We start from the raw sequence: 23,394 nt of genomic DNA, 5'->3' as shown, positions 1-23,394 counted from the left end.
TCTCGGGGTGGTCAGTAGCCCAGGGCGCGGGGCAGCCAGGTGACGATGCCGGGGAAGGCGATGCAGGCGATCAGCACCACGTACTGGAAGGCGATGAACGGCCAGGCGCTCTTCATCAGCTCGTTGAGGCTGAGGTTGGAGATGCCGCACATCACGAACAGCAGTACGCCCACCGGCGGCGTCATCATGCCCACCACCAGGTTCATCACGAACAGGAAGCCGAACAGCAGCGGATCGATGCCGTAGGCCAGGGCGATGGGCGCCAGCAGCGGCACCAGCATGATGTAGGCGGCGTTGGACTCGATGAACATGCCCACTCCGATCAGCAGGGCCATGACCAGCAGCAGGAACATCAGCGGATCGGAGGTGACGCCCTGGATCCAGCTGGTGAGCTGCATCGGAATCAGGTCGATGGTGAAGGCGAAGGTCATGGTCGAGGCGAAGGCGATCAGGGCACCGACCATGGCGGCGGTCACCGCCGCGTTGAACATCGCCTTGGGCAGGTCCGACAGGCGCAGCTGGCGGGTCACGAAGAAGCCGATCAGCAGGGCGTAGACCACGGCGATGGCGGCCCCCTCGGTGGGGGTGAAGGCGCCGGCGACGATGCCGCCGACCACCACGATGGGCATCAGCAGGATCGGCAGGGCGCGCCAGGTCTGGACCAGGACGTGCTTGAGCCCGATCTCGCCGCCGGCCAGCGGATAGCCCCGGCGCATGGCGATGAAGCTGGCCAGGCCCATGAAGCCCACCGCCAGGATGACGCCGGGCACCACGCCGGCCATGAAGAGCCCGCCCACCGAGACCGAGGAACCGGCCATCAGGGCGTAGACGATCATGGCGTTGCTGGGCGGGATGATGGCGCCCAGGTTGGCGGCCGAGGCGACCACGGCGCTGCTGTAGCCGGTGTCGTACTGCTGGCGCATGGAGGGCACCAGCGAGCTGCCCAGGGCGCTGGCGCTGGCCACGGCGGCGCCGCTGACCGCGGCCAGCACCATGCCGGCGACGATGGCGACGTGGGCCAGGCCGCCATGGACGCGGCCGATCAGCGAGTTGGCGAAGTCCACCAGGCGCTGCAGGATGCCGGCGGCGACCATCAGCTCGCCGGCCAGCATGAACAGCGGGATGGCCATCAGCGGGAAGCTGTTGACCGAGTGCATCATGCGCTGGGGCAGCACGGCGAAGTCCATGCCGCCGATGTAGAGGCCGACCAGCGAGGCCAGGCCCAGGGCGAAGGCCAGCGGCATGCGCAGCAGGGCGAAGCCCAGGAAGGTGAAGATGATGGCCGGGGTCATGAGTCGTTCCCTCCTTGACGGCCGGGGGGCGCGCTGGGCAGCGGTTCCAGCCGACAGGCCTGGGCGATCAGATGCAGGCAACCGTGGCCGGCACAGATCAGCACGGCGATGTAGAAGACGGCGGCGGTGATCGGCAGGGTCGGCATCAGCTCCTGCCACTTGTCGGCCACGGCGCCGAGGCTGATCCAGAACAGCGCCGCCATGAACACGGCGGCAATCAGCGCCATCAGCTGCGCCAGCCGGTCCTGGAGGGCCTTGGGCAGCAGGCCGACCAGGGCGTCGATGCCCACATGGATGCCCACCTTGATGCCATGGGGGATGGCCAGGAAGATCGCCCACACGAAGAACAGGCGCGACAGCTCGTCGGCGGAGTCGATGGAGGTGCCGAGCACGTAGCGGGCGAACACCTGGGCCGAGACCAACACGGTCATCACCGCCATGGCCACCAGGATGGCGAAGTAGGAGGTGCGATCGAGCAACGCCAGGCCATGCAGGAAATGGCGCTTGAAGGGGCTGGAGGCATACGCCTCCAGCCGGTGCCAGACGGGTGTCATGACGCGAGCTCCTCGAGCACCCGGTCGACGATGTCCGCGCCGATCTTGTCGCGCAGGTCATCGACCACGCCCTGGCTGGCCTCACGCAGGGCGCTGCGGGTCTCGTCGCTGATCGGGGTGAACTCCATGCCCCGCTCGATCAGCGTCTCGCGGGCGGCCTCGTCCTCCTCGGCGGCGGTCTGACGCTGCCAGGCCACGGCCTCGTCCATGGCGGCCTGCACGGCCTGCCGCTCTTGCTCGCTCAGCGACTCGAACTTGTCGCGGTTGGCGGCCACCACGATGTAGTCGTAGAAGTGCCCGGTGTCGGAGAGGTGCTGCTGGACCTCGTCGAGCCGCTTGGTGCTGATGATGCTGTAGGGGTTCTCCTGGCCGTCCAGCACGCCCTGCTGCAGGGCCCCGTAGACCTCGTTGATGTCCATGGAGACCGGGTTGGCGCCGATGGCGCGGAAGGTATCCAGGTGGGTCTGGTTGGGTTGCAGGCGGATCTTGAGGTCCTGGAAGTCTTCCAACGACTCGAGGGGGCGCACGTCGTTGGTGACGTGGCGGAAGCCCAGCTCCATGTAGCCCAGGGCGGTGAAGCCGGCCTCGGCGAGCTTCTCGTCGAGCAGCTCGCCGATCTCGCCGTCGATCAGCGCGAAGGCGTCCTCGCGATTGTCGAAGGCGAAGGGCAGGCTCAGGGCCTCGAGCTCCGGTACCGTGCGCGACAGATAGGAGACCCCGATCCAGGTGCCCATGATGGCGCCGGAGGCGACCTGGTCGACGTTCTCGCCGGCGCCACCGAGCTGCATGTTGGGGAACAGCTGGGCGGTCAGCTCGCCGTCGGTGCGCTCGGCCAGTTTCTCCTGGAAGATCTCCATGGCGCGGCTGCTGGAGTGGTCATCGGTGAAGTTGCCGCCGAAGCGCAGGGTGTCGGCGCTGGCCATCAGCGGCGAGCCGAGACCGAGGGCGAGCAGCAGGCTGGTGGAGATCCGGGTGATGCGCGTTGTTGTTGTCATGTGGTTTTCCTTCGCGGTGGGTGGCGGTGGATGCGCCTGGGGCGCGGTCAAGGAAAACCATAGGTCAGGATATGGATAAATACAAAATACAGAATACTATTTTTTTATTAATACATAAAAATCAAGGTGTTGAATCTTTGTATTTATCGGCATTGTCCGTCTCGTTGTGCCGAACCACGCCCTCAGCCGCCGCCCAGCCCCTGGATCACCGCATCGCCGGTCCGGCGCATGTGCTTGCGCATGGCGCATGACAGGGCCTCGCCGTCGCGAGCCTCCAGGGCGGCCAGTATCTCGCCGTGCTCCCGGGCCGACTCCTCCCAGCGTCCCAGCTGGAGGTTCGCCGCATAGCGGGCCCGGGTGACCTTCACCGTCAGCGATGTCTCCAGCTCGAGCAGCACGGCGTTGCCGGCGATCTCGGTCAGTCGCCGGTGCAGCTGCTGGTTGAGCGCGAAGTACTCCGGCCGCTCCTGGCGGCGGTAGTGGGACATCATCCTCTGGTGCAGCTCGCGGATCTCCGCGACCTCGGCCTCGCCGGCGCGGCTGGCCAGCAGCCGTCCGGACAGCCCCTCCAGTTCCACCATGACCTCGAACAGGTCGGCGACTTCCCCGGGCTCCACCTCGGTCACCTTGGCGCCGCGGTTGGGCAGCAGTTCGACGAGCCCTTCGTTGGCCAGCACCTTGAGCGCCTCGCGCAGCGGCGTGCGGGAGACCTCGAAGGTCTCGCAGAGCCGTTTCTCCGAGATTCGGCTACCCGGCGGCAGCTCGCCCTCCAGCACCATCTCGCGCAGGCGCTCGGCGACCACCTCGTAGAGCGACAGGCGCCGTAGTCGCGGCTGCGGCGGGGTGTCCTGGCGGGTGGCGAGGTCGGTGGTGTCGTCCATGGAATCTCCTGCGGGTGTCGCGGCCGAGGTGGGGAGCGGGCCGTGGGATGAAAAGTGTACTTGCAAAATCTCGGACTTGTGCAACGCTTGGGTTCGTGTATTTTGAATTCAAAATGCAGAATACGATAAAAACAAGGATTTCGCCCATGAACCGAACCCTCATCGGCATGCTGACGCCGTCCTCCAATACCGTGTTGGAGCCCCTTACCGCGGCCCTGCTGCACGAGCTGATGCCCGAGGTGACCGCCCACTTCCAGCGCTTCACAGTCAGGGAGATCTCGTTGAGCGAAGCGGCGCTCGCGCAGTTCGATCCCGCCCCGCTGCTGGAGGCCGCCCGGCGGCTCAACGACGCGCGTATGGACGTCATCGCCTGGAACGGCACCTCGGCCAGCTGGCTGGGCTTCGAGACCGATCGCAAGCTGTGCGCCGCCATCACCGAGACCACCGGGGTGCCGGCCACCACCAGCGTACTGGCGCTCAACGAGGTGCTCGAACGCAGCGGGGTGACCCGGCTGGGACTGGTGACGCCCTACCTCGACGACATCCAGGCGGCGATCGTCGCCAACTATGCAAGGGCGGGCATCGAGGTGGTCGCCGAGCGCCACCTGAACGATCGCGGCAACTTCTCCTTCTCCGAATACGACGAGGCCACCCTGGCGCGGATGGTGCGCGAGGTGGCAAAGGCCAGGCCCCAGGCCATCACCATCCTGTGCACCAACCTGCGCGGCGCGGGCATCGTCCCCGAGCTGGAGCAGGAACTCGGTATCCCCATCTACGACTCGGTCAGCGTCACGGTGTGGAAGACGCTGGCCCTGGCCGGCGTCGATCCCGCCCGGATCGCGGGCTGGGGGCAACTGTTCCAGGACCCGCGCCTGTCGGCGCAGGCCCGGGAGGAGCTAACGCGTATCTCGTAGATGCGATTTTGATAAAGGCTCTTAGACAGGCAAGACGCAACGGCAAGACCACCACCAACAATCCCAATCAAGAGGTGACCCGATGCCAACCATGACTCCCAAGGCAATCGCAATGGGCGGAACGCTTGCCGCCGGCATGCTGCTCGGCGGGCTGGCCCAGGCCGAGACCATGCTGCGTACGGTCGGCAACTTCTCCGGCAACAAGCTTCACGTGGAAGAGGTCGAGCGGCCCTTCTTCAGCGAGCTCGACGCCCGCGACGACCTGGCGGTCGTCTACAACCCCATGGACGCCATCGGCGTCGAGGCGGCCGACGCCCTGCGGCTGATCCGCTCCGGCGCCTTCGACGTGATGTCGGTGCAGATCGGCATGGCCTCGCGAGACGAGCCCTTCTTCGAGGGTATCGACCTGGCGGGCGTGGCCTCCGGTCTCGATGCGCAGCGCGAGGCGGTCGACGCCGTGCGTGAGACGTTCGATGCGCGTCTGCAGGAACGCTTCAACGCCAAGCTGATGACGCTCTGGCCCTTCGGGCCGCAGATGATGTTCTGCAACGGCGACATCGACGACGTCGCGGACCTGGAGGGCAAGAAGGTGCGCGTCTTCACGCCCTCCATGTCGCGCCTGGTGGAAGGGCTCGGGGCGACCCCGGTGACCCTGCAGTTCAGCGAGGTCTACCTGGCCCTGCAGCGCGGCGTGGCCGACTGCGGCGTGACGGCGCCTTCCGCCGGCAACAACGGCAAGTGGCCCGAGGTCACCGACACCTTCGTGCCGCTGCCGCTGGCCTACTCGGTGCAGGGGCACTTCATGAACCTCGATACCTGGAACAGCTTCAGCGAGGCCCAGCAACAGGCACTGACCGAGGCCTTCGCCCGCCTGGAGGACCAGATGTGGGAGCTGGCCTACGACGTCAACGACGACGCCATCGCCTGCAACACCGGCCAGGACAGCTGCTCCGGCCACGAGGCCTACGACATGGACCTGGTGGAGATCGACCCGGACTCCCGTCAACTGGTCGAGACGATCACCAGCGAGGCGGTGCTGCCGGTGTGGGCCGAGACCTGCAGCCGGCAGTATGACGCCTGTGTCGAGGACTGGAACGCCACCGTCGGCGAGGCCGCCGGCCTGACCATCCAGTAAGCGTCGTCAACCCGCGCCCCGGCCGCGGCCGGGGCGCCCGTGGAGGTGCCCGATGGTATCCCGGAGTCCCTACTGGCTCGCCCGCCGACTGGCCCACGGCGCCGCCGTCGCCGCCGGCTACGGTGCGCTGGGCCTGTCGCTGCTGATCACCTTCGAGGTGATCGCCCGCAAGCTCTTCAACTTCTCCCTGCAGGGCGTCGACGAGATCGGTGGCTACGTGCTGGCGATCGGTGTCTCGTTCAGCTTCGCCTACGCCCTGCTGCATCGCGCCCACACCCGGGTCGATGTGCTGATGTCACGCCTGCCTGGCCCCGTCCAGGCCCCCCTCAACGCTGCGGCCATGCTGCTGCTGGCCGGCTTCTCGCTGTTCATGCTGTGGCGGGCCGTCGAGACGCTGCACGAGACACTGGAGTTCGGCAGCCTCGCCAGCACCCCGCTGCAGACCCCGCTGTGGATCCCGCAGAGCCTGTGGGTCCTGGGGCTGGGGGTCTTCGCCGTGTTGACCAGCCTGCTTGCCCTGCATGCCACGGGACAGCTGGTCACCGGTCGTTTCCGTGCGCTCAACCGGGATTACGGCCCGCGCAGCGCCCGGGACGAGCTGGACGAGGCCCGGCATGACTACGCTCGGCAGGATCAGGCCGAGGACATGACCACCACGCCGCAGGGGAATCCGTCATGATCACCGCAATCGAGGTCCTGGTCGGCTTTGTCATCATGCTGGGCATGATGGCGGCCGGCATCCACGTGGCGGTGGCCATCTTCTCGGTGGCCGCCCTGGGCACCCTGATGTACCTGGGCACGCCGCTGCTGTTCTCCTTCGGCGATGCCCTCTGGGGTACCCTCAACGACTTCATCCTCACCGCCATCCCGCTGTTCATCCTGCTGGGGGAACTGCTGCTGCGCAGTGGCATCACCGAGCGGATGTACAGCGCCCTGTCGGTGTGGCTGAATCGCATGCCCGGCGGACTGCTGCACACCAACATCGGCGCCTCCTCGGTGTTCGCCGCCATGTCCGGCTCCTCGGTGGCCACCGCCGCGACCATCGGCACCGTGGCACTGCCGGCCTTCGCCGAGCGCGGCTACAGCGAGCGCCTGGCGCTGGGCACCCTGGCCGCCGGGGCGACGCTGGGCATCCTGATCCCCCCCAGCATCAACATGATCATCTACGGGGCCATCACCAACACCTCCATCGGCAAGCTGTTCATCGCCGGGATCCTCCCGGGCTTGGCCCTGGCCGGGGCCTTCATGCTGGCGATCATGGCCTTCAGCCTGCTGCGCCCGGGCGTGGCCGGCGAGGCCGAGCCGCGGGCCTCGCTGCGCGAGCGACTGGCATCGCTGGTGGACCTGCTGCCGCCGGCCTTCGTCTTCGCCATCGTCATCGGCAGCATCTACAGCGGCTGGGCGACGCCCACCGAGGCCGCCGCCCTGGGGGTGGTCGCGGCCCTGGTGCTGGCCGCGATGAATCGCAAGCTCACCCTGTCCATGCTCCACGAGTGCTTCCTGTCGATGGCCCGTACCACGGCGATGATCATGCTGATCATCGTGGCGGCCTTCTTCCTCAACTACATCGTGGGCATCCTCGGCATTCCCCACACCCTGACCCAGTGGGTCGCCGACCTGGGACTGTCGCCGCTGGGCCTGATCCTGGCCCTGGTGATCTTCTACCTGGTGCTGGGCTGCTTCCTCGAGACCCTGTCGATGATGATCGCCACCGTGCCCATCGTGGTGCCGATGGTGGTGCAGTTCGGCTTCGACCCGGTGTGGTTCGGCATCTTCCTGGTGGTCATGATGGAGATCTCGCTGATCACCCCGCCCATCGGCATGAACCTCTACGTGGTCCAGGGCGTACGCGGCCGCGGCTCCATCGGCGATGTCATGCTCGGCAGCCTGCCGTTCCTCGCCATCATGCTGCTCTTCGTGCTGCTCATCACGATCTGGCCCGGGCTGGTGCTGTGGCTCCCCAACGCCATGGGCTAGGCCATGCCTGACGCCCGTTTAGAACTCCTTTCCAACTCCCCTGACACTCCCGACGAGGCACACGACATGTCACGCTTCGATACCCTGATCACCAACGGCCTGATCATCACCGCCATCGACCGTTACACCGCCGATATCGGCCTCAAGGACGGGCGCATCGTCGCCCTGGGCCAGGACCTGGGCGAGGCCGAGGAGGTCATCGACGCCCAGGGCCTGTGGGTGATGCCCGGCGGCGTCGATGCCCACTGCCACCTGGACCAGCCGCTCGGCGACGGCGCGGTGATGGCCGACGACTTCGAGAGCGGCACCCGCTCGGCGGCCTGCGGCGGCACCACCACGGTGATTCCCTTCGCCGCCCAGCAGAAGGGCCAGGGCCTGCGCGCCGCGGTGGAGGACTACCACCGGCGCAGCGAGGGCAAGGCCTTCGTCGACTATGCCTTCCACATGATCGTCACCGATCCCACCGAGACGGTGCTCAAGGAGGAGCTGCCGGCGCTGATCGAGGAGGGCTACAGCTCCTTCAAGATCTACCTGACCTACGACGACCTCAAGCTCAATGATCGCGAGGTGCTGGAGGTGCTGGCCATGGCCCGCCGCGAGGGCGGCATGGTCATGGTGCACGCCGAGAACGCCGACTGCATCGCCTACCTCACCGAGCTGCTCGAGGAGCAGGGCAGGACCGCGCCCTACTACCACGGGGTGGCCCACTCGACGATCGCCGAGCGCGAGGCCACCCATCGGGCCATCTCGCTGGCCGAGCTGGTCGACGTGCCGCTGTTGATCGTGCACGTCTCGGGCCCCGAGGCCATCGAGCAGATCCGCTGGGCTCAGGGCCGCGGCCTGCGGGTCTACGGCGAGACCTGCCCCCAGTACCTGATGCTGACCGCCTCTGACCTGGACCGGGAGGGCTTCGAGGGCGCCAAGTGCGTGTGCAGCCCGCCGCCGCGAGACCCCGCCGCCCAGGAGGCGGTCTGGGAGGCCCTGGAGAACGGCGTCTTCCAGGTGTTCTCCTCGGATCATGCGCCCTTCCGCTACGAGGATCCCCAGGGCAAGAAGCTGCATGGCGAATCGGCGAGCTTCGCGCACATCCCCAACGGCATCCCGGGGCTGGAGACGCGCCTGCCGATCCTGTTCTCCGAGGGGGTGATCAAGGAGCGCATCGACGCCACCCGCTTCGTGTCGCTGACCGCCACCCAACCGGCCAAGATCTACGGCCTCTATCCGCGCAAGGGCACCATCGCCATCGGCAGCGACGCCGACCTCACCCTGTGGGATCCCGCCACCCGCACCACGGTGCGCAACGCCGAGCTACACCATGCCGTGGACTACACCCCCTACGAGGGGCTCGAGCTCACCGGCAAGCCGGTGCTGACCCTGTGTCGGGGCCGGGTGGTCTCCAGGGACGGCCGGCCCAGCGCCGAGCCGGGATATGGCCAGTTCCTGAAGTGCGACAAGCCCCGGCCGGCCCGGCCGCGGGGCGCGGCCAAGGGGTTCTGAGCATGACACGAGACGCGATCATCGCCGCCGGTGCCGAGCGCCTGATCCAGGCGCACCGCCAGGGTCGACCGATTCCGGTCCCCCTTGATATTCCACTGGCCGAGGAGGCCGATGCCTATGCCATCCAGGAACGGGTGTCCATGACGCTTGGCACTCCCGCCGGCTGGAAGCTCGGTGGCATCGTGCCCGGCGAGGCGCCGCGCTACTCGCGGCTGTTTGCCGAGCACAACCAGGCCTCGCCCGGCGTCTGCCGCCGCCGGGACCATCAGGTGGTGTTCCTCGAACCGGAGCTCGCCGTGGTGCTGGGTGCGGCGATCCCGGCCCGCGAGGCGCCCTACACCCGGGCCGAGATCGCCCCGCGGGTCAGCGGTCTGCATGCCGCCATCGAGGTGGTCGACAGCCGCTTTGCCGACTGGCCCGAGGTGCCCCCGCTGTGGCAGCTGGCCGATGGCCTCAGCCACGGCGGTTTCGTACTGGGCAGCGGCGTCGCGCCCGGGTCGCTGGATCGGCTGGTCGATGCCGAATACCGGCTGACCCTCGACGGCCAGGTGGCCCTGGCCGGGCGGGGCGGTCATCCCGGCGGCGACCCGGCCGCGCTGCTGGTGGAGATGGTCAACGCCCGCATCGCCCGGGACGGGGAGGGCTTCGCCGCGGGAGAGGTGATCACCACCGGCACCTTCGACGGGGTGGTGGAGATGCTCGCCGGGCAGCAGGCCCGGCTGGTCTTTGCAGGCATCGGCGAGGCGGTCCTGCACCTCGCCCCCTGAGCTTGCATGCGCTCGTTTCATGCCTGGGCCGCCGCCTACCCCATTCGGGGGATTGCATCGGCCCTTGATGATTGAATTCATGATAAATTTTTCCATTTACCCAAGCCACTGTTATGGCTTGGGTATTTTTTTGCATGCTATCGGTTGGAAATGTTTTCCAAAAAATCTTGACGGCATTCCCGGGGCGGGTCTAGTCTCTGTATACAGAAATATTTTCCAAAGAATAAAAGCCACCACTGGAGGAATCGCCATGGCTCGCATGACCGCTGCGGAAGCCGCCGTTCACGTGCTGCGCAAGGAGGGCATCGACGTCGCCTTCGGGCTGCCCGGTGCCGCCATCAACCCCTTCTACGCCGCCATGCGCAAGGTCGGCGGCGTGGATCACGTGCTGGCGCGCCACGTCGAGGGCGCCTCGCACATGGCCGAGGGCTACACCCGCACCCAGCCGGGCAACATCGGGGTGTGCATCGGCACCTCCGGCCCGGCCGGCACCGACATGATCACCGGGCTGTACTCGGCCTCCGCCGATTCCATCCCGATCCTGTGCATCACCGGCCAGGCGCCGGCCAACAAGCTGCACAAGGAGGACTTCCAGGCGGTGGACATCAAGGCCATCGCCGGGCCGGTCACCAAGTGGGCCATCACCGTGCTGGAGCCGGCCCAGGTGCCGCGCGCCTTCCAGCAGGCCTTCCAGATCATGCGCAGCTCGCGCCCGGGGCCGGTGCTGCTCGACCTGCCCATCGACGTGCAGATGACCGAGATCGAGTTCGATCCGGACACCTACGAGCCGCTGCCGGCCTACAAGCCGGCCGCCAGCCGAGCCCAGATCGAGAAGGCGCTGGGCATGCTCAACGAGGCCGACAAGCCGCTGCTGGTGGCCGGGGGCGGCATCATCAACGCCGACGCCAGCGACCTGCTCACCGAGTTCGCCGAGCTGACCGGCGTGCCGGTCATCCCGACCCTGATGGGCTGGGGCACCATCCCCGACGACCACCGTCTGATGGCGGGCATGGTCGGCCTGCAGACCTCGCATCGCTACGGCAACGCCACCCTGCTGGAGTCCGACTTCGTGATGGGGATCGGCAACCGCTGGGCCAACCGTCATACCGGGACGCTGGACACCTACACCGCAGGCCGCACGTTCGTCCACGTGGACATCGAGCCGACCCAGATCGGGCGCATCTTCGGTCCGGACTACGGCATCGTCTCCGACGCCAAGGCGGCGCTCGAGCTGTTCATCGAGGTGGCCAAGGAGTGGCAGGCCGAGGGCAAGCTCAAGGACCGCAGCGCCTGGGCCGAGGAATGCCAGGAACGCAAGCGCACCCTGCTGCGCAAGACCCACTTCGACAACGTGCCGGTCAAGCCGCAGCGCGTGTACGAGGAGATGAACAAGGCGTTCGGCAAGAACACCCGCTACATCAGCACCATCGGCCTGTCGCAGATCGCCGGCGCCCAGTTCCTGCACGTCTACAAGCCGCGCCACTGGATCAACTGCGGCCAGGCGGGCCCGCTGGGCTGGACCATCCCGGCCGCGCTGGGCGTGCGTCGCGCCGACCCGGACGCCGAGATCGTCGCCCTGTCCGGCGACTATGATTTCCAGTTCATGGTCGAGGAGCTGGCCGTGGGCGCGCAGTTCAACCTGCCCTACATCCACGTGCTGGTGAACAACTCCTACCTGGGGCTGATCCGCCAGGCCCAGCGCGGCTTCGACATGGACTACCAGGTGCAACTGTCGTTCGAGAACATCAACTGCCCGGAGATCAACGGCTACGGCGTGGATCACGTCTCCGTGGTCGAAGGGCTGGGCTGCAAGGCGATCCGCGTCACCGAGCCCGACCAGATCGCCCCGGCCTTCGAACAGGCCCGCGTGCTGATGAAGCAGCACCGCGTGCCGGTGGTGGTCGAGGTCATCCTCGAGCGGGTGACCAACATCTCCATGGGCACCGACCTGGGCGGCGTCAACGAGTTCGAGGCGCTGGCCGAGAACGTCACCGACGCCCCGACCTCCATCGCCGCCCTGCGCTGAGGACGGCGACCGCCCGACCGCCGGTGGGGACCGGCGGCCGGGCGGCCCGAGAGGTACGCTGACACACACGAGAAGACACAGGGAGATTCACATGGCCAAGTTTGCCGCCAATCTCAGCATGCTGTTCACCGAGGTCGACTTCCTCGACCGCTTCCAGGCCGCCGCCGAGGCCGGCTTCAAGGGCGTGGAGTACCTCTTCCCGTACGATTTCGAGGCAGCCGAGATCAAGCAGCGCCTCGACGACAACGGCCTGACCCAGGTGCTGTTCAACCTGCCGGCCGGCGACTGGGGTGCCGGCGAGCGCGGCATCGCCTGCCACCCGGATCGCGTCGAGGAGTTCCGCGCCGGGGTCGACCGCGCCATCGAGTACGCCGGGGTCCTGGGCAACACCCAGGTCAACTGCCTGGCCGGCATCAAGCCCTCCGGCGTGAGCGACGACCAGGCTCGCCAGACCCTGGTCGGGAACCTGCGCTTCGCCGCCGAGAAGCTCGAGGCCGCCGGCATCCTGCTGATCGCCGAGCCGATCAACACCCGCGACATCCCGGGCTTCTTCCTCAACCGCACCGAGCAGGCGCTGGCGATCTTCGACGAGGTGGGCAGCGGCAACCTGAAGCTGCAGTACGACATCTATCATATGCAGATCATGGAAGGGGATCTGGCGCCGACCATCGAGAAGCACATCGATCGCATCGCCCACGTCCAGCTGGCCGACAATCCGGGGCGCCACGAGCCGGGCACCGGCGAGATCAACTATCCCTTCCTGTTCGCCCATCTCGATCGCCTGGGTTACGACGGCTGGATCGGCTGCGAGTACAAGCCCCGGGCGGGGACCAAGGAAGGGCTGGGCTGGCTGGATGCCGTGCGTGGCTGAACATTGAAGATAGAATGGGGCACCGGGGCAGGCCCCTGGTCGGGATGAGCTTTTCCGGCGTCAAGACGCCGCGAGGGCGCTGTGAACCCCTCCCTGGGCGCTACCGACGCCATCCATGGCGTAGGACCCTCGCTTCGTCTTGCCCCCGGCGCTCATCCCTTGGAGCCCTGAGCGACGTTTTCCGCACGACGATCACGACCCAACGTCAGCAAGTAACGTGACAGGAGAATCATCATGAGCAAGATCGGTTTTATCGGACTGGGCATCATGGGCCGTCCCATGGCGGGCCACCTGCTGGACGCCGGCCACGAGCTGACCACCGTCAAGCGCGGCACCCTGGACGAGACCCTGGCCTCCAAGGGCATGCAGGAGCTCGACAATCCCAAGGCCGTCGCCGAGGCCTCCGAGGTGATCATCACCATCGTCCCGGACACCCCGGACGTCGAGGAGGTGCTGTTCGGCGAGGGCGGCGTCATCGAGGGGCTCAAGCCCGGGACCCTGGTGATCGACATGAGCTCCATCGCCCCGCTGGCGACCCAGGAGTTCGCCAAGCGCATCCAGGACGCCGGTGGCGAGTACGTCGACGCCCCGGTCTCCGGCGGCGAGGGCGGTGCCATCAATGCCGCCCTGACCATCATGGTCGGCGCCACCCCGGAAGGCTTCGATCGTGCCAAGCCGCTGCTCGAGATCATGGGCAAGACCATTACCCACATCGGCGACCAGGGTGCCGGCCAGACCTGCAAGGTGGCCAACCAGATCGTCGTCGCGCTGACCATCGAGGCCGTCTCCGAGGGCCTGCTGTTCGCCTCCAAGGCCGGCGCCGACGTGGCCAAGGTCCGCGAGTCCCTGCTCGGTGGCCTGGCCCAGTCGAAGATCCTCGACGTGCACGGCGAGCGCATGATCAACCGCACCTTCGATCCGGGCTTCAAGATTCGCCTGCACCAGAAGGACCTCAACCTGGCATTGGAGGGCGCGCGTAGCCTCAACCTCGCGCTGCCCGGCACCGCCAATGCCCAGCAGCTGTTCCAGGCCTGCGTCGCCCACGGCGGTGGTGACTGGGATCACTCCGGCATCGCCCGCGCCCTGGAGCAGCTCGCCGACCACGAGATCGGCAACCGCTGAGTCCGTTGCCGCCGGCCATCACGGATGGCCGGCGGAGGACAGGGGAGGTGACTGCTCCCTGATGGCAGGCGTCGGGTCGTCGCCTGCCTGGGTCGTCGCTTGACGGCCCCTTGCCCGGTGTCGAGTCTTCCCCTGTAGCTCCCTGGCTCGTCATCGGGCCCTTTTTCGAAGGAGACCCCCGAATGAATGCCCATTCCCCCCTGCTGTCCCGTGACCGGCCCGAGGCCGCCCGCGCCTGGCTGATGCGCCTGGGCGAGACCGCCGTCGAGGCGGTGCACCCCGACACGCTGCTGCCCGACCGGCTGCCGTCGCCGCCCGCCGGTCGCACCCTGGTGGTGGGGGCCGGCAAGGCGGCGGCCGCCATGGCGGCCGCCCTGGAGCGCGCCTGGCAGGCGCGCCATCCCGAGGCGCCGCTGTCCGGCCTGGTGGTGACCCGCTACGGCCATGGCGCCGAGTGTCGCCATATCGAGGTCCTCGAAGCCTCGCATCCCATGCCCGATGACCTGAGCGAGCAGGCCGCCCGCCGGATGCTCGAGGCCGTCGAGGGGCTCGGCGAGGATGACCTGGTGATCGCCCTGATCTCCGGCGGCGGCTCGGCGCTGATGACCCTGCCGGCGCCCGGCGTCTCGCTTTCCGAGAAGCAGGCCATCAACAAGGCACTGCTGCGCTGCGGCGCGCCGATTCGCGAGATCAACACCGTGCGCCGGCACCTGTCCGCCATCAAGGGCGGCCGGCTGGCGGCCGCCGCCCATCCGGCCCGGGTGCTGACCTGGCTGATCTCCGACGTGCCCGGCGACGAGGCCTCGTTGATCGCCTCCGGGCCGACCCTGCCGGATGCCAGCACCCCGGCCGAGGCCCTGGCGATCCTCGAACGCTACGGGATCGAGATCTCGGCGGGCGTGCGCCGCTGCCTGGAAGACCATGCCGAGGCCCCGCAGCCCGACGATCCGCCCTTCGCCCGGGACGAATGCGAGATCCTCGCCCGCGCCCGGGATGCCCTGGCGGCCGGGCAGGCCGCCGCCGAGCGCGACGGCCTCGAGGTTCGCCTGCTTGGCGACGACCTCGAGGGCGAGGCCCGCGAGCTCGGCCGCGCCCAGGGGCGCATGGCCCTGGCCGCCCAGGATGGCCTGACCCGACCGCTGGTGATCCTGTCCGGCGGCGAGACCAGCGTAACGGTCACCGGTGACGGCCGCGGCGGGCGCAACGTCGAGTTCCTGCTCGGTCTGTTCACGGCCCTCGAGGGCGCCGAGGGGATCCATGCCCTGGCCATCGACACCGATGGCATCGACGGCTCCGAGGACAACGCCGGGGCCATCTTCGGTCCGGACTGCTGGACGCGCATGCGCTCGCTCGGCCTCGAGCCCGACGACTATCTGTCTCGCAACGATGCCTATACTTTCTTCGAGGCGCTGGACGACCTGATCGTGACCGGTCCGACACGCACCAACGTCAACGACTTTCGTGCCATCCTGGTACTGCCGAGGCCCTCATGACGCTGCCCCCCCATGCTCCGATCCACGAGCCGATTCGTCGCACCAAGATCGTCGCCACCCTGGGTCCCGCCAGCGACCGGGAGGGCGTGCTCGAGCGGATGATCGCCGCCGGCGTCGACGTGGTGCGCCTCAACTTCTCCCACGGCTCGGCGGACGACCACCGCCACCGGCTCGCCGCGGTGCGCGAGATCGCCGCCCGGCTGGGCAAGAGCGTCGCCGCCCTCGGTGACCTCCAGGGACCCAAGATCCGCATCGCCCGCTTCCGCGACGGCGCCGTCGAGCTCGCCGAGGGCGCGTCCTTCGTGATCGACGTGGCCCTCGACGGCGAGGCCGGCGACGCCGGCCGGGTCGGCTGCGACTACAAGGCCCTGGCCGACGACGTCACGGCCGGCGACCGCCTGCTGCTCGACGACGGCCGCGTGGTCCTCGACGTCGCCCGGGTCGACGGCAGCGCCATCCACACCCGCGTGGTGGTGGGCGGCGCCCTGTCCAACAACAAGGGCATCAACAAGCAGGGCGGCGGCCTCTCGGCGCCGGCGCTGACCGACAAGGACAAGGCCGACCTCGAGACCGCCATCGCCATCGGCGTGGACTACCTGGCGGTGTCCTTCCCGCGCCATGCCGCCGACATGCGCGAGGCCCGCGCGCTGCTCGGCGAGGCCGGCCGCGAGATCGGCCTGGTGGCCAAGCTCGAGCGCGCCGAGGCGGTGGCCGACGACGCCACCCTCGACGGCATCATCGAGGCCAGCGAGGCGGTGATGGTGGCCCGCGGCGATCTCGGCGTGGAGATCGGCGACGCGGCGCTGATCGGCACCCAGAAGCGCATCATCAAGCACGCCCGGACCCTGAACCGCGCGGTGATCACCGCCACCCAGATGATGGAGTCGATGATCGAGGCGCCGCTGCCGACCCGGGCCGAGGTGTTCGACGTGGCCAACGCCGTGCTCGACGCCACCGACGCGGTGATGCTCTCCGCCGAGACCGCCGCCGGCGACTTCCCGGTGGAGACCGTGGAGGCCATGGACCGGGTCTGCCTGGGCGCCGAGCGCGAGCGCAGTGCCCAGGAATCCGGCCACCGCATCCACGAGGGCTTCTCGCGGATCGACGAGACCATCGCCCTGTCGGCGATGTACGCCGCCAATCACCTGGCAGGGGTGGCCGCCATCGCCTGCATGACCGCCACCGGCTACACGCCGCTGATCGCCTCGCGGATCCGCTCGGGGCTGCCGATCGTCGGGCTGGCCCACAACCCCGTCGCCCAGCGGCGCATGGCGTTGTACCGTGGCGTCATCTCGCTGCCCTTCGACACCAGCGAGATGGCCGCCGCCGAGCTCAACGACCGCGCCCTGGAGCGGCTGGTGGCCCGGGGCATCGCCGAACCGGGGGATCATGTGATCCTGACCCGCGGCGACCACATGAACGCCCATGGCGGCACCAACACCCTGAAGATCCTGGATGTGACGGCCGAGCACCAGCAACGTTGAGGCAATGGCAGTCTTGTTGTATACAAAAGGTCGCCATGGTGTGGTCAGATGGCGTGAAACATGCGATGGTTCCCTCAGGACCACGCGGAGAGACATGCCATGAACAATGCCTGGCACACGGAGATGCTGGCCGAGGGACGCGTCAGCGACCGTCGCATCGGCGACCGGGACATCGTCGACAAGGTGCGCCGAGCGGTGCTGATGCAGCGCCTGCCCCCGGGCACCAAGCTGCCCGAGGTGACCCTGGGGGAGGTCTTCGGTGTCAGCCGCTCGGTGGTGCGCAAGGCCTTGACCCGCCTGGCGTCCGAGCACGTCATCGACCAGCGCCCCAACCAGGTGGCTCGGGTCCGCGCCCCGAGCATCGAGGAGACCCGCGAGACCTTCGATGCCCGGCGCCTGGTCGAGGGCGAGGTGGTCGCCCTGCTGGCCGGCCGGCTTCCGACCGAGCCCATGGCCGCGTTGGCCGAACAGGCGCGCGGCGAGGTGGCGGCCTTCGAGCGGGGGGATGAGCCGGCGCGTATCGAACATTCCCTGACCCTGCACCACCTGCTGGCCGAGCATTCGCCCAACCGCGTGCTGGGTGCGATGCTCACCGATCTGGTGCTGCGCACGTCCATCGTCATCGCCCTCTACAAGCGCGCCGGGCTGGCTTCCTGCTACCTGGCGGGGGATCACACCCGCCTGTTGGCCCATCTGGAGGCGGGGGACGCCGAGGCGGCCCGTACCGATATCCACGACCATCTCGATGGCCTCGAGGCGCTGCTCGACCTGAGTCCCCGGGAGGCCCGCATCGACCTCAAGTCGATCCTCGGTCGCGCTCCCGAACAGGCCTGATTCGGATCACTCCGCTGGCGGGTTCCCCGGTCGGTGCCTTTACCCTCCATCGCGTCTGGATGACAATGCTGCCGAATCGTCCGGTCGGACGCCTGCCCGGCATGCCTTGGCCCCTCGTCCGTCGCGTGACCGGAGCGTCGGGTCGGGGAGGTCATCCGGCAATGGGCAGGCCGTGTCGGCCGCCTTGACAAGGCTGACCGCCTGGTCAGGATTGGGCGACACGTCATTCGAGAGGCGCGAACCATGATGCATCATCCCCGACGCTGGGCGGTCCGCCTGGCCCTGCTCCTGCTGCCATGGTTGGCACCCCCGGTGCAGGCCATGGAGGTGTCCAGCGTGGCGGCGGCCTCGTCGCTGCAATTCGTGTTCCCCGAGCTCGTCGCGGCCTACCGCGACGAGACCGGCAACGATGTCCGGGTCAACTTCGGCGCCTCGGGCAACCTGAGTCGCCAGATCCTGCAGCATGCCCCCTACGAGCTGTTCCTCTCGGCAGACGAGGCGAACGTGCGCGTGCTCGAGGAGGCGGGCCTCACCGAGGGGGCGGGCCGGGTCTATGCCGTGGGACGGCTGGTCTGGCTGCAGGCCAGGGGGCGTGGCGCGCTGCCCCCGAGCGATGAGCCGTTGGCGGCGGTGCGGCAGGCGCTCGCCGTCTTCGAGGACGGCGAGGGACGGCCGCGGCTGGCCCTGGCCAACCCCGAGCACGCGCCCTATGGCGTGGCGGCCCGCCAGGCGCTGAGCCACGCCGGCCTCTGGGCGTCGACGGCGAGGCTGCGGGTGCTGGGCGAGAACGTCTCCCAGGCGGCCCGCTTCGCCCTGGCCGACGAGGCTCGGGGCGGGCTGGTGGCCTACTCCCTGGCGCTGGCCCCGACGGTGGTCGAGCAGGCCGAACATGTGCTGATTCCCGCCGACTGGCACGCTCCGCTGGTGCAGCGCATGGCCCTGATCGACGGGGCCGGGGAGGGGGCTCGGGCCTTCCATGCCTGGCTCCAGGGGGAGCAGGCGCGGTCGATCCTCGAGCGGCGTGGCTTCCAGCCGCCCCCGCGGGATGACGCCTCCTGATGGATTGGCCGGCGCTGGGGGTATCGCTGCGCCTGGCGGCGTTGACCAGCCTGCTGTTGATCCCCCTGGGCCTGTGGCTGGGGCGCACCTTGGCGCTGGCCCGATTCCGCGCCCGTCCCCTCTGCGAGGCCCTGGTGGCGCTGCCGCTGGTGATGCCGCCCACGGTGCTGGGCTTCTACCTGATGCAGAGCTTCGGCCGCGAGGCCCCCTTCGGGGCCGTGTGGACCTCGCTCACCGGCACGACCCTCAACTTCACCTTCAGTGGCATCCTGCTCGCTTCCCTGGTGGCCAACCTGCCCTTCGCCGTGCAGCCCATCCAGCGGGCCTTCGAGGGCATTCCCGCCAACCTGCGCGAGGCCGCCTGGTGCTGCGGTCTCTCGCCCTGGCAGACCCTGTGGCGCATCGAGCTGCCGCTGGTGTGGCCGGGGCTGGTCTCGGCACTGGCGCTGACCTTCGCCCATACCCTGGGGGAGTTCGGGGTGATCCTGATGGTCGGGGGCGCCATCGACGGCGAGACCCGGACGCTCGCCATCGCCATCTACGACCGCGTCCAGGCCTTCGACGAGCAGGGGGCGGCACTGATGTCGGCCATGCTGCTGATGGTGTCCTTCGTGACCATCGGCGTGGTCTACGGGCTGAGCGGGCGCAGCAGGAGGCGGCATGGACGCTGAGACCGGCGAACTGACGGTGCGGGTCGCCCAGCCGGGACCGATCCCGCTCGACGCCGCCTTCCGTTGTGCCCCCGGCGAGTTGCTGGCCCTGGTGGGACCCTCGGGCAGCGGCAAGACGACGCTGCTGCGGGCCATCGCCGGGCTCTACCGGCCGGCCGAGGGCAATATCCGTTGTGCCGGCGAGACCTGGTTCGCCTCGGCCCGCCAGCGCTGGACGCGACCGCAGCAGCGCCGGGTGGGGATGGTGTTCCAGGACTATGCGCTCTTTCCCCATCTCGATGCCCGGGCCAACATCATGGTGGCGCTCGGGCAACTGCCCGTTGCCGAGCGTCGCCCGCTCGCGGAGGCCTGGCTGGCGCGGGTGCGCCTGGAGGGGCTGGGTGGCCGACTGCCCGGCGAGCTGTCCGGCGGCCAGCGTCAGCGTGTCGCCCTGGCCCGGGCGCTGGCCCGCCAGCCGCGGGTCCTGTTGCTCGACGAGCCCTTCTCGGCGGTGGACCAGGTCACGCGGCGGCGCCTGCAGCGAGAACTGGCGCTGCTGCGCGAGGAGATCCGCATTCCCATCGTGCTGGTCACCCACGACCTGGACGAGGCCGCCGCCCTGGCCGATCGCCTCTGTGTGCTGCACGGGGGACGCACTCTGCAGCAGGGGCCGGCCGAGACGCTGTTCCGCCGGCCCGATTCGCCGGAGGTGGCGCGCCTGCTGGACCGCCACAACGTCTTCACCGGTACCGTGATCGAGGACGAGGGGGGCCGGCGACGGCTGCAGTGGGGGCCCTGGCGGCTCGAGGTGGCCGAGGGGCTGGAGGGGCTGTCCCCGGGGCAACGCCTGGCCTGGTACCTGCCGAATTCCGATATCGTCCTGCATCGCCGTGGCCGTCCGTCCCGTGGGGAGCGGGAGAACCCGGTCACCGGCCGGGTCAGCGAGATGGCGATCCTGGGAGGCATGGCGTCCGTGGCACTGGCCTTCGAGCACTGCGACGATACCCTGCGTTTCGAGATCGCCACCCATGCCGCCCGCCGCAACGGCCTGGCCCGGGGCGAGACCGTGACCGTTTCGCTGCTGGCCGCCGGTATCCACCTGATGCCGCAGCTCGCCCCGCCCAGAGAGGAGCCCGCCCATGTCCGAGATGCCTGACTCGACCCGCCGCCGCCTGCTGCAGGCGCTGTTGGTGTTGCCTACCGCGCCGCTGTGGGGGGCGTCGGCCCTGGCCCAGGAAGCGCGCCTGCCCCGGGTGCCGGTGACCCTGCATGGGGAGGCGGGCCCGCTTCGCCTGAAGGCGGAGGTCGCGCGCAGCCTCGCCGAGCGCGGCCGAGGCCTCATGGAGCGCGAGCACCTGCCCCCCGACGCCGGCATGCTGTTCCTCTATGAGCGGACTCAACCCTCGCGCAATGGCTTCTGGATGCATCGCACGCGCATCCCGCTGGATATCGCCTTCATCGACGAGACCGGGCGGATTCTCGAGATCCACCGCATGGAGCCCTGTACGGCCGCCGCGGCCCGGGACTGTCCGGTGACCCGGCCGGCGACCGCCTATCGGGCCGCCCTGGAGGTCAATGCCGGCTACTTCGAGGAGAAGGGGGTCAAGCCGGGCGACTGTGTCAGCTGGCCCGGCGATGGCGGGGAGTGTCGCGAGGCGAGCATGGCGGCGGATGGCTGAGGGATCAGGAGGACGCCTCGGCGGGCCTCTTGCGGGCGCCCAGGCGCAGCACGATCAGGGCGATGCCGGCCACCACCAGCCCGCCGCCGATCAGCTTGTGCGGTCCCAGGCCATCCCCGAGCAGCACGACCCCGAGTCCCACCGCCAGCACCGGCACCAGCAGCACCATGGGCACCACCCGGTTGACCGGGTGGCGGCGCAGCAGGCCGTACCAGACACCGTAGGCGAGGATCGACGACATCACCGCCGTGTAGAAGACCGCGCCCCAGGCGGCCCAGCCCGCGTCGGCCAGGGCGTCGAGCTGCCCTTGCTCGAACCACCAGGAGCCCAGCGCCACCTGGGGCGTGGCGAACAGCGCCACCCAGCCCGCCAGCGCCATGGGCGGGACATTGGGGCCCTGCTTGATCAACAGTTGGGAGATGGCCCAGCCCAGGGCGCTCACCAGCAGCAGCGCGGTGGGCAGGGGCGCCGGCAGCGTCGGGCCGCCGGCCAGCACGACGATGCCGGCGAAGGACAGGATCAGGCCGGCCAGCCGACGCGGGCCCAGCCGCTCCTTGAGGAACAGCACCGCCAGCAGGGTGGCGAAGGGCGTACCCATCTGGACCAGCAGCGCCCCCGTGCCGGCCTCGGCCTGCTCCAGGCCGATGAACAGCATGGCGAAGTGCAGGGTGCCGAAGGTCAACGACAGCAGCGCGAGGAAGGGCAGCTGGTGGCGGGCCACCGGATGGAAGGGCACCAGCAGCACGGCCACCAGCATAAAGCGCAGGGTGGTCAACAGCAGTGGCGGCAGTTCCGCCACACCGAGCTTGATGACGATGATGTTCAGCGCCCAGATGGCGACGACGCCGAGGCCCAGGGCCAGGTCCCGTAATGGCACGACTCATCCTTGATCGATCGCGAGAAGAGGGCGCCAGCATAGCAAAAGAGGCCCGCCTCTGGCTGCGGGGCGGCCGCCGCGGCCAGATCACCGTCGGGCCGGCCCGCGTGGTGGGTTACCATGGGGGCTGTGGCATGAACTAAAGGAGTGGTGTGGCATGCAAAGCGTGCTTTTCGTGATCGATCAGCTGGCCAGTGGCGGGGCGCCTCGCTCCGTGCTCAAGCTGACCCGGGCCATGCTGGCCGAGGGCGTGTCGGTCACCCTGATCGCCCTGTCCGAGCGCCTGGGCCTGGACGTGCCCGAGGGCGCCGAGGTCAGGGTGGTGCCCTTCACGCCACGCGGGCGGCGCGAGAAGCTGCACCGCTACCGGCTGCACGCGCGCCGGCTGGATGCCTTCCTCGCCGAGTACGAGGCGTCCTTCGATCTGGTGGTGGCCAACCTGCACCAGGCCCATCAGGTCGTCAGCCGTTCCAGCCTGGCGGATCGGGCCTGGTTGTGCATTCGCTCCGATCCCCGCCAGGAACTGCTTTCCAACAAGCAGGGCTGGCGGCGCCGGATCAAGCGACGCAAGGTGTGCCGGCTGTACGGGGACAGGCGCCTGATCGTGCTCTCGGAAACCAACCGGCATTCCCTGGCCTCGATCGGCTGCCGCCCGCGGGAGGTCCAGGTGATACCCAATGTCATGGAACTGGATCGCCTGCAGGCCATGATGCGGCAGCCCATCGCCGAGCCGGAATGGGCGGAGCGGGACTTCTGCCTCTACGTGGGGCGGCTGGCCATGACGCAGAAACGCCTCGACCGGCTGCTGAGCGGCTACCTGGCCAGCGGTACCGCCCTGCCACTGGTGCTCATCGGCGGTGGCGACCGGGCGAGTGTCGAACGCGAGATCCGCGCCCTGGGGCTCGAGGATCGGGTCACCCTGCTGGGCGCCCGTGACAATCCCTACCCCTACATGCGCCGGGCGAGCCTGCTGATGCTGTCCTCCGACTACGAGGGCCTGCCCAACGTGCTGCTGGAGGCCCTGGCCTGCGGGACCCCCGTGGTCAGCACCGACTGTCTCTCGGGGCCGTCGGACATCCTGCAGGGCGAACTCAGGCGCGGACTGGTGCCCCTTGACGATGTCGAGGCCTTCGGCGCCGCGATGAGCGACCTGCTGGCTGATCCCCCGGCCATCCCGGCGACGATCGTCGAGCCCTATACCCCCGCGAGCATCGTGGCACGCTACCGCGCCCTGGTCGACGCCTGACGGCAGGGCCGCGGAGCCGGGGCCGGCCGTCGCAGCACGGC

Annotated in this window: 22 protein-coding genes; 17 read left to right on the top strand and 5 right to left on the bottom strand. The window is 68.8% G+C overall.

Annotation, left to right across the window (positions count from 1 at the left end):
- Positions 1–11: 11 nt before the first annotated feature.
- The 4 genes from OCT48_RS15485 to OCT48_RS15470 all read right to left on the bottom strand — a co-directional run bounded on the left by OCT48_RS15485 (position 12) and on the right by OCT48_RS15470 (position 3,722).
- Positions 12–1,292: a TRAP transporter large permease gene (locus tag OCT48_RS15485; protein WP_263590027.1), complete on the bottom strand. Its 1,281-nt coding sequence runs from the start codon at positions 1,290–1,292 to the stop codon at positions 12–14.
- Entirely contained in the window at positions 1,289–1,846 is a 558-nt protein-coding gene (locus tag OCT48_RS15480) for a TRAP transporter small permease (protein WP_263590026.1), read from the bottom strand. The genes OCT48_RS15485 and OCT48_RS15480 overlap by 4 nt, the downstream gene beginning before the upstream one ends.
- Positions 1,843–2,841, bottom strand: coding sequence for a TRAP transporter substrate-binding protein (locus OCT48_RS15475; protein WP_263590025.1), 999 nt, complete (start codon positions 2,839–2,841; stop codon positions 1,843–1,845). Before OCT48_RS15475 ends, OCT48_RS15480 begins: the two co-directional genes overlap by 4 nt.
- 182 nt (positions 2,842–3,023) lie before the next feature.
- Positions 3,024–3,722, bottom strand: a complete 699-nt coding sequence (locus OCT48_RS15470; protein ID WP_263590024.1) for a GntR family transcriptional regulator — start codon at positions 3,720–3,722, stop codon at positions 3,024–3,026.
- A 146-nt stretch (positions 3,723–3,868) separates the two neighbouring features.
- Here OCT48_RS15470 and OCT48_RS15465 point away from each other — a divergent pair, with 146 nt between their 5' ends.
- The 16 genes from OCT48_RS15465 to OCT48_RS15390 all read left to right on the top strand — a co-directional run bounded on the left by OCT48_RS15465 (position 3,869) and on the right by OCT48_RS15390 (position 21,230).
- Positions 3,869–4,636, top strand: coding sequence for an aspartate/glutamate racemase family protein (locus OCT48_RS15465; RefSeq protein WP_263590023.1), 768 nt, complete (start codon positions 3,869–3,871; stop codon positions 4,634–4,636).
- 112 nt (positions 4,637–4,748) lie between these two features.
- Entirely contained in the window at positions 4,749–5,771 is a 1,023-nt protein-coding gene (locus OCT48_RS15460) for a TRAP transporter substrate-binding protein (protein WP_263590022.1), read from the top strand.
- A gap of 52 nt (positions 5,772–5,823) precedes the next feature.
- Positions 5,824–6,450 (top strand): TRAP transporter small permease subunit, encoded by a 627-nt coding sequence (locus tag OCT48_RS15455; RefSeq protein WP_263590021.1) that lies wholly within the window; start codon positions 5,824–5,826, stop codon positions 6,448–6,450.
- The gene (locus tag OCT48_RS15450; RefSeq protein ID WP_263590020.1) at positions 6,447–7,748 is read left to right on the top strand and encodes a TRAP transporter large permease; all 1,302 of its coding nucleotides are present in this window, start codon (positions 6,447–6,449) and stop codon (positions 7,746–7,748) included. The genes OCT48_RS15455 and OCT48_RS15450 overlap by 4 nt, the downstream gene beginning before the upstream one ends.
- Before the next feature lie 66 nt (positions 7,749–7,814).
- Positions 7,815–9,245, top strand: a complete 1,431-nt coding sequence (gene hydA, locus OCT48_RS15445; protein ID WP_263590019.1) for a dihydropyrimidinase — start codon at positions 7,815–7,817, stop codon at positions 9,243–9,245.
- A gap of 2 nt (positions 9,246–9,247) precedes the next feature.
- Positions 9,248–10,012: a 2-keto-4-pentenoate hydratase gene (locus OCT48_RS15440; protein ID WP_263590018.1), complete on the top strand. Its 765-nt coding sequence runs from the start codon at positions 9,248–9,250 to the stop codon at positions 10,010–10,012.
- Between the two features lie 250 nt (positions 10,013–10,262).
- Positions 10,263–12,038, top strand: a complete 1,776-nt coding sequence (gene gcl, locus OCT48_RS15435) for a glyoxylate carboligase (protein ID WP_263590017.1) — start codon at positions 10,263–10,265, stop codon at positions 12,036–12,038.
- Between the two features lie 91 nt (positions 12,039–12,129).
- Entirely contained in the window at positions 12,130–12,909 is a 780-nt protein-coding gene (gene hyi, locus OCT48_RS15430; protein ID WP_263590016.1) for a hydroxypyruvate isomerase, read from the top strand.
- Between the two features lie 234 nt (positions 12,910–13,143).
- On the top strand, positions 13,144–14,031 hold the full coding sequence (locus tag OCT48_RS15425) for a 2-hydroxy-3-oxopropionate reductase (protein ID WP_263590015.1): 888 nt from the start codon (positions 13,144–13,146) through the stop codon (positions 14,029–14,031).
- Between the two features lie 182 nt (positions 14,032–14,213).
- A complete protein-coding gene (locus OCT48_RS15420) occupies positions 14,214–15,524 on the top strand; it encodes a glycerate kinase (protein WP_263590014.1) in 1,311 nt (436 codons plus the stop codon).
- Complete coding sequence (gene pyk / locus OCT48_RS15415; protein WP_263590013.1) at positions 15,521–17,008, top strand: pyruvate kinase; 1,488 nt, start codon at positions 15,521–15,523, stop codon at positions 17,006–17,008. Before OCT48_RS15420 ends, pyk begins: the two co-directional genes overlap by 4 nt.
- Positions 17,009–17,107: 99 nt before the next feature.
- Positions 17,108–17,842, top strand: a complete 735-nt coding sequence (locus OCT48_RS15410; protein WP_263590012.1) for a GntR family transcriptional regulator — start codon at positions 17,108–17,110, stop codon at positions 17,840–17,842.
- A 243-nt stretch (positions 17,843–18,085) separates the two neighbouring features.
- Positions 18,086–18,901, top strand: a complete 816-nt coding sequence (modA, locus tag OCT48_RS15405) for a molybdate ABC transporter substrate-binding protein (protein WP_263590011.1) — start codon at positions 18,086–18,088, stop codon at positions 18,899–18,901.
- Complete coding sequence (gene modB / locus OCT48_RS15400; protein ID WP_263590010.1) at positions 18,901–19,572, top strand: molybdate ABC transporter permease subunit; 672 nt, start codon at positions 18,901–18,903, stop codon at positions 19,570–19,572. Before modA ends, modB begins: the two co-directional genes overlap by 1 nt.
- A complete protein-coding gene (locus tag OCT48_RS15395; RefSeq protein ID WP_263590009.1) occupies positions 19,562–20,707 on the top strand; it encodes an ABC transporter ATP-binding protein in 1,146 nt (381 codons plus the stop codon). Before modB ends, OCT48_RS15395 begins: the two co-directional genes overlap by 11 nt.
- On the top strand, positions 20,691–21,230 hold the full coding sequence (locus tag OCT48_RS15390; protein ID WP_263590008.1) for a DUF192 domain-containing protein: 540 nt from the start codon (positions 20,691–20,693) through the stop codon (positions 21,228–21,230). The genes OCT48_RS15395 and OCT48_RS15390 overlap by 17 nt, the downstream gene beginning before the upstream one ends.
- Before the next feature lie 4 nt (positions 21,231–21,234).
- Here OCT48_RS15390 and OCT48_RS15385 read toward each other — a convergent pair whose 3' ends face one another.
- Positions 21,235–22,107, bottom strand: coding sequence for a DMT family transporter (locus OCT48_RS15385; RefSeq protein WP_263590007.1), 873 nt, complete (start codon positions 22,105–22,107; stop codon positions 21,235–21,237).
- A gap of 157 nt (positions 22,108–22,264) precedes the next feature.
- Between OCT48_RS15385 and OCT48_RS15380 the strand changes: the two genes are divergently transcribed.
- Positions 22,265–23,353 (top strand): glycosyltransferase, encoded by a 1,089-nt coding sequence (locus tag OCT48_RS15380; RefSeq protein WP_263590006.1) that lies wholly within the window; start codon positions 22,265–22,267, stop codon positions 23,351–23,353.
- Positions 23,354–23,394: the final 41 nt, after the last annotated feature.

The organism is Halomonas sp. M4R1S46, from assembly GCF_025725685.1.
Lineage (GTDB): Bacteria > Pseudomonadota > Gammaproteobacteria > Pseudomonadales > Halomonadaceae > Halomonas.
The sequence above is the reverse complement of the archived record's forward strand: the minus strand, read 5'-3'. Positions and strand labels throughout refer to the sequence as shown.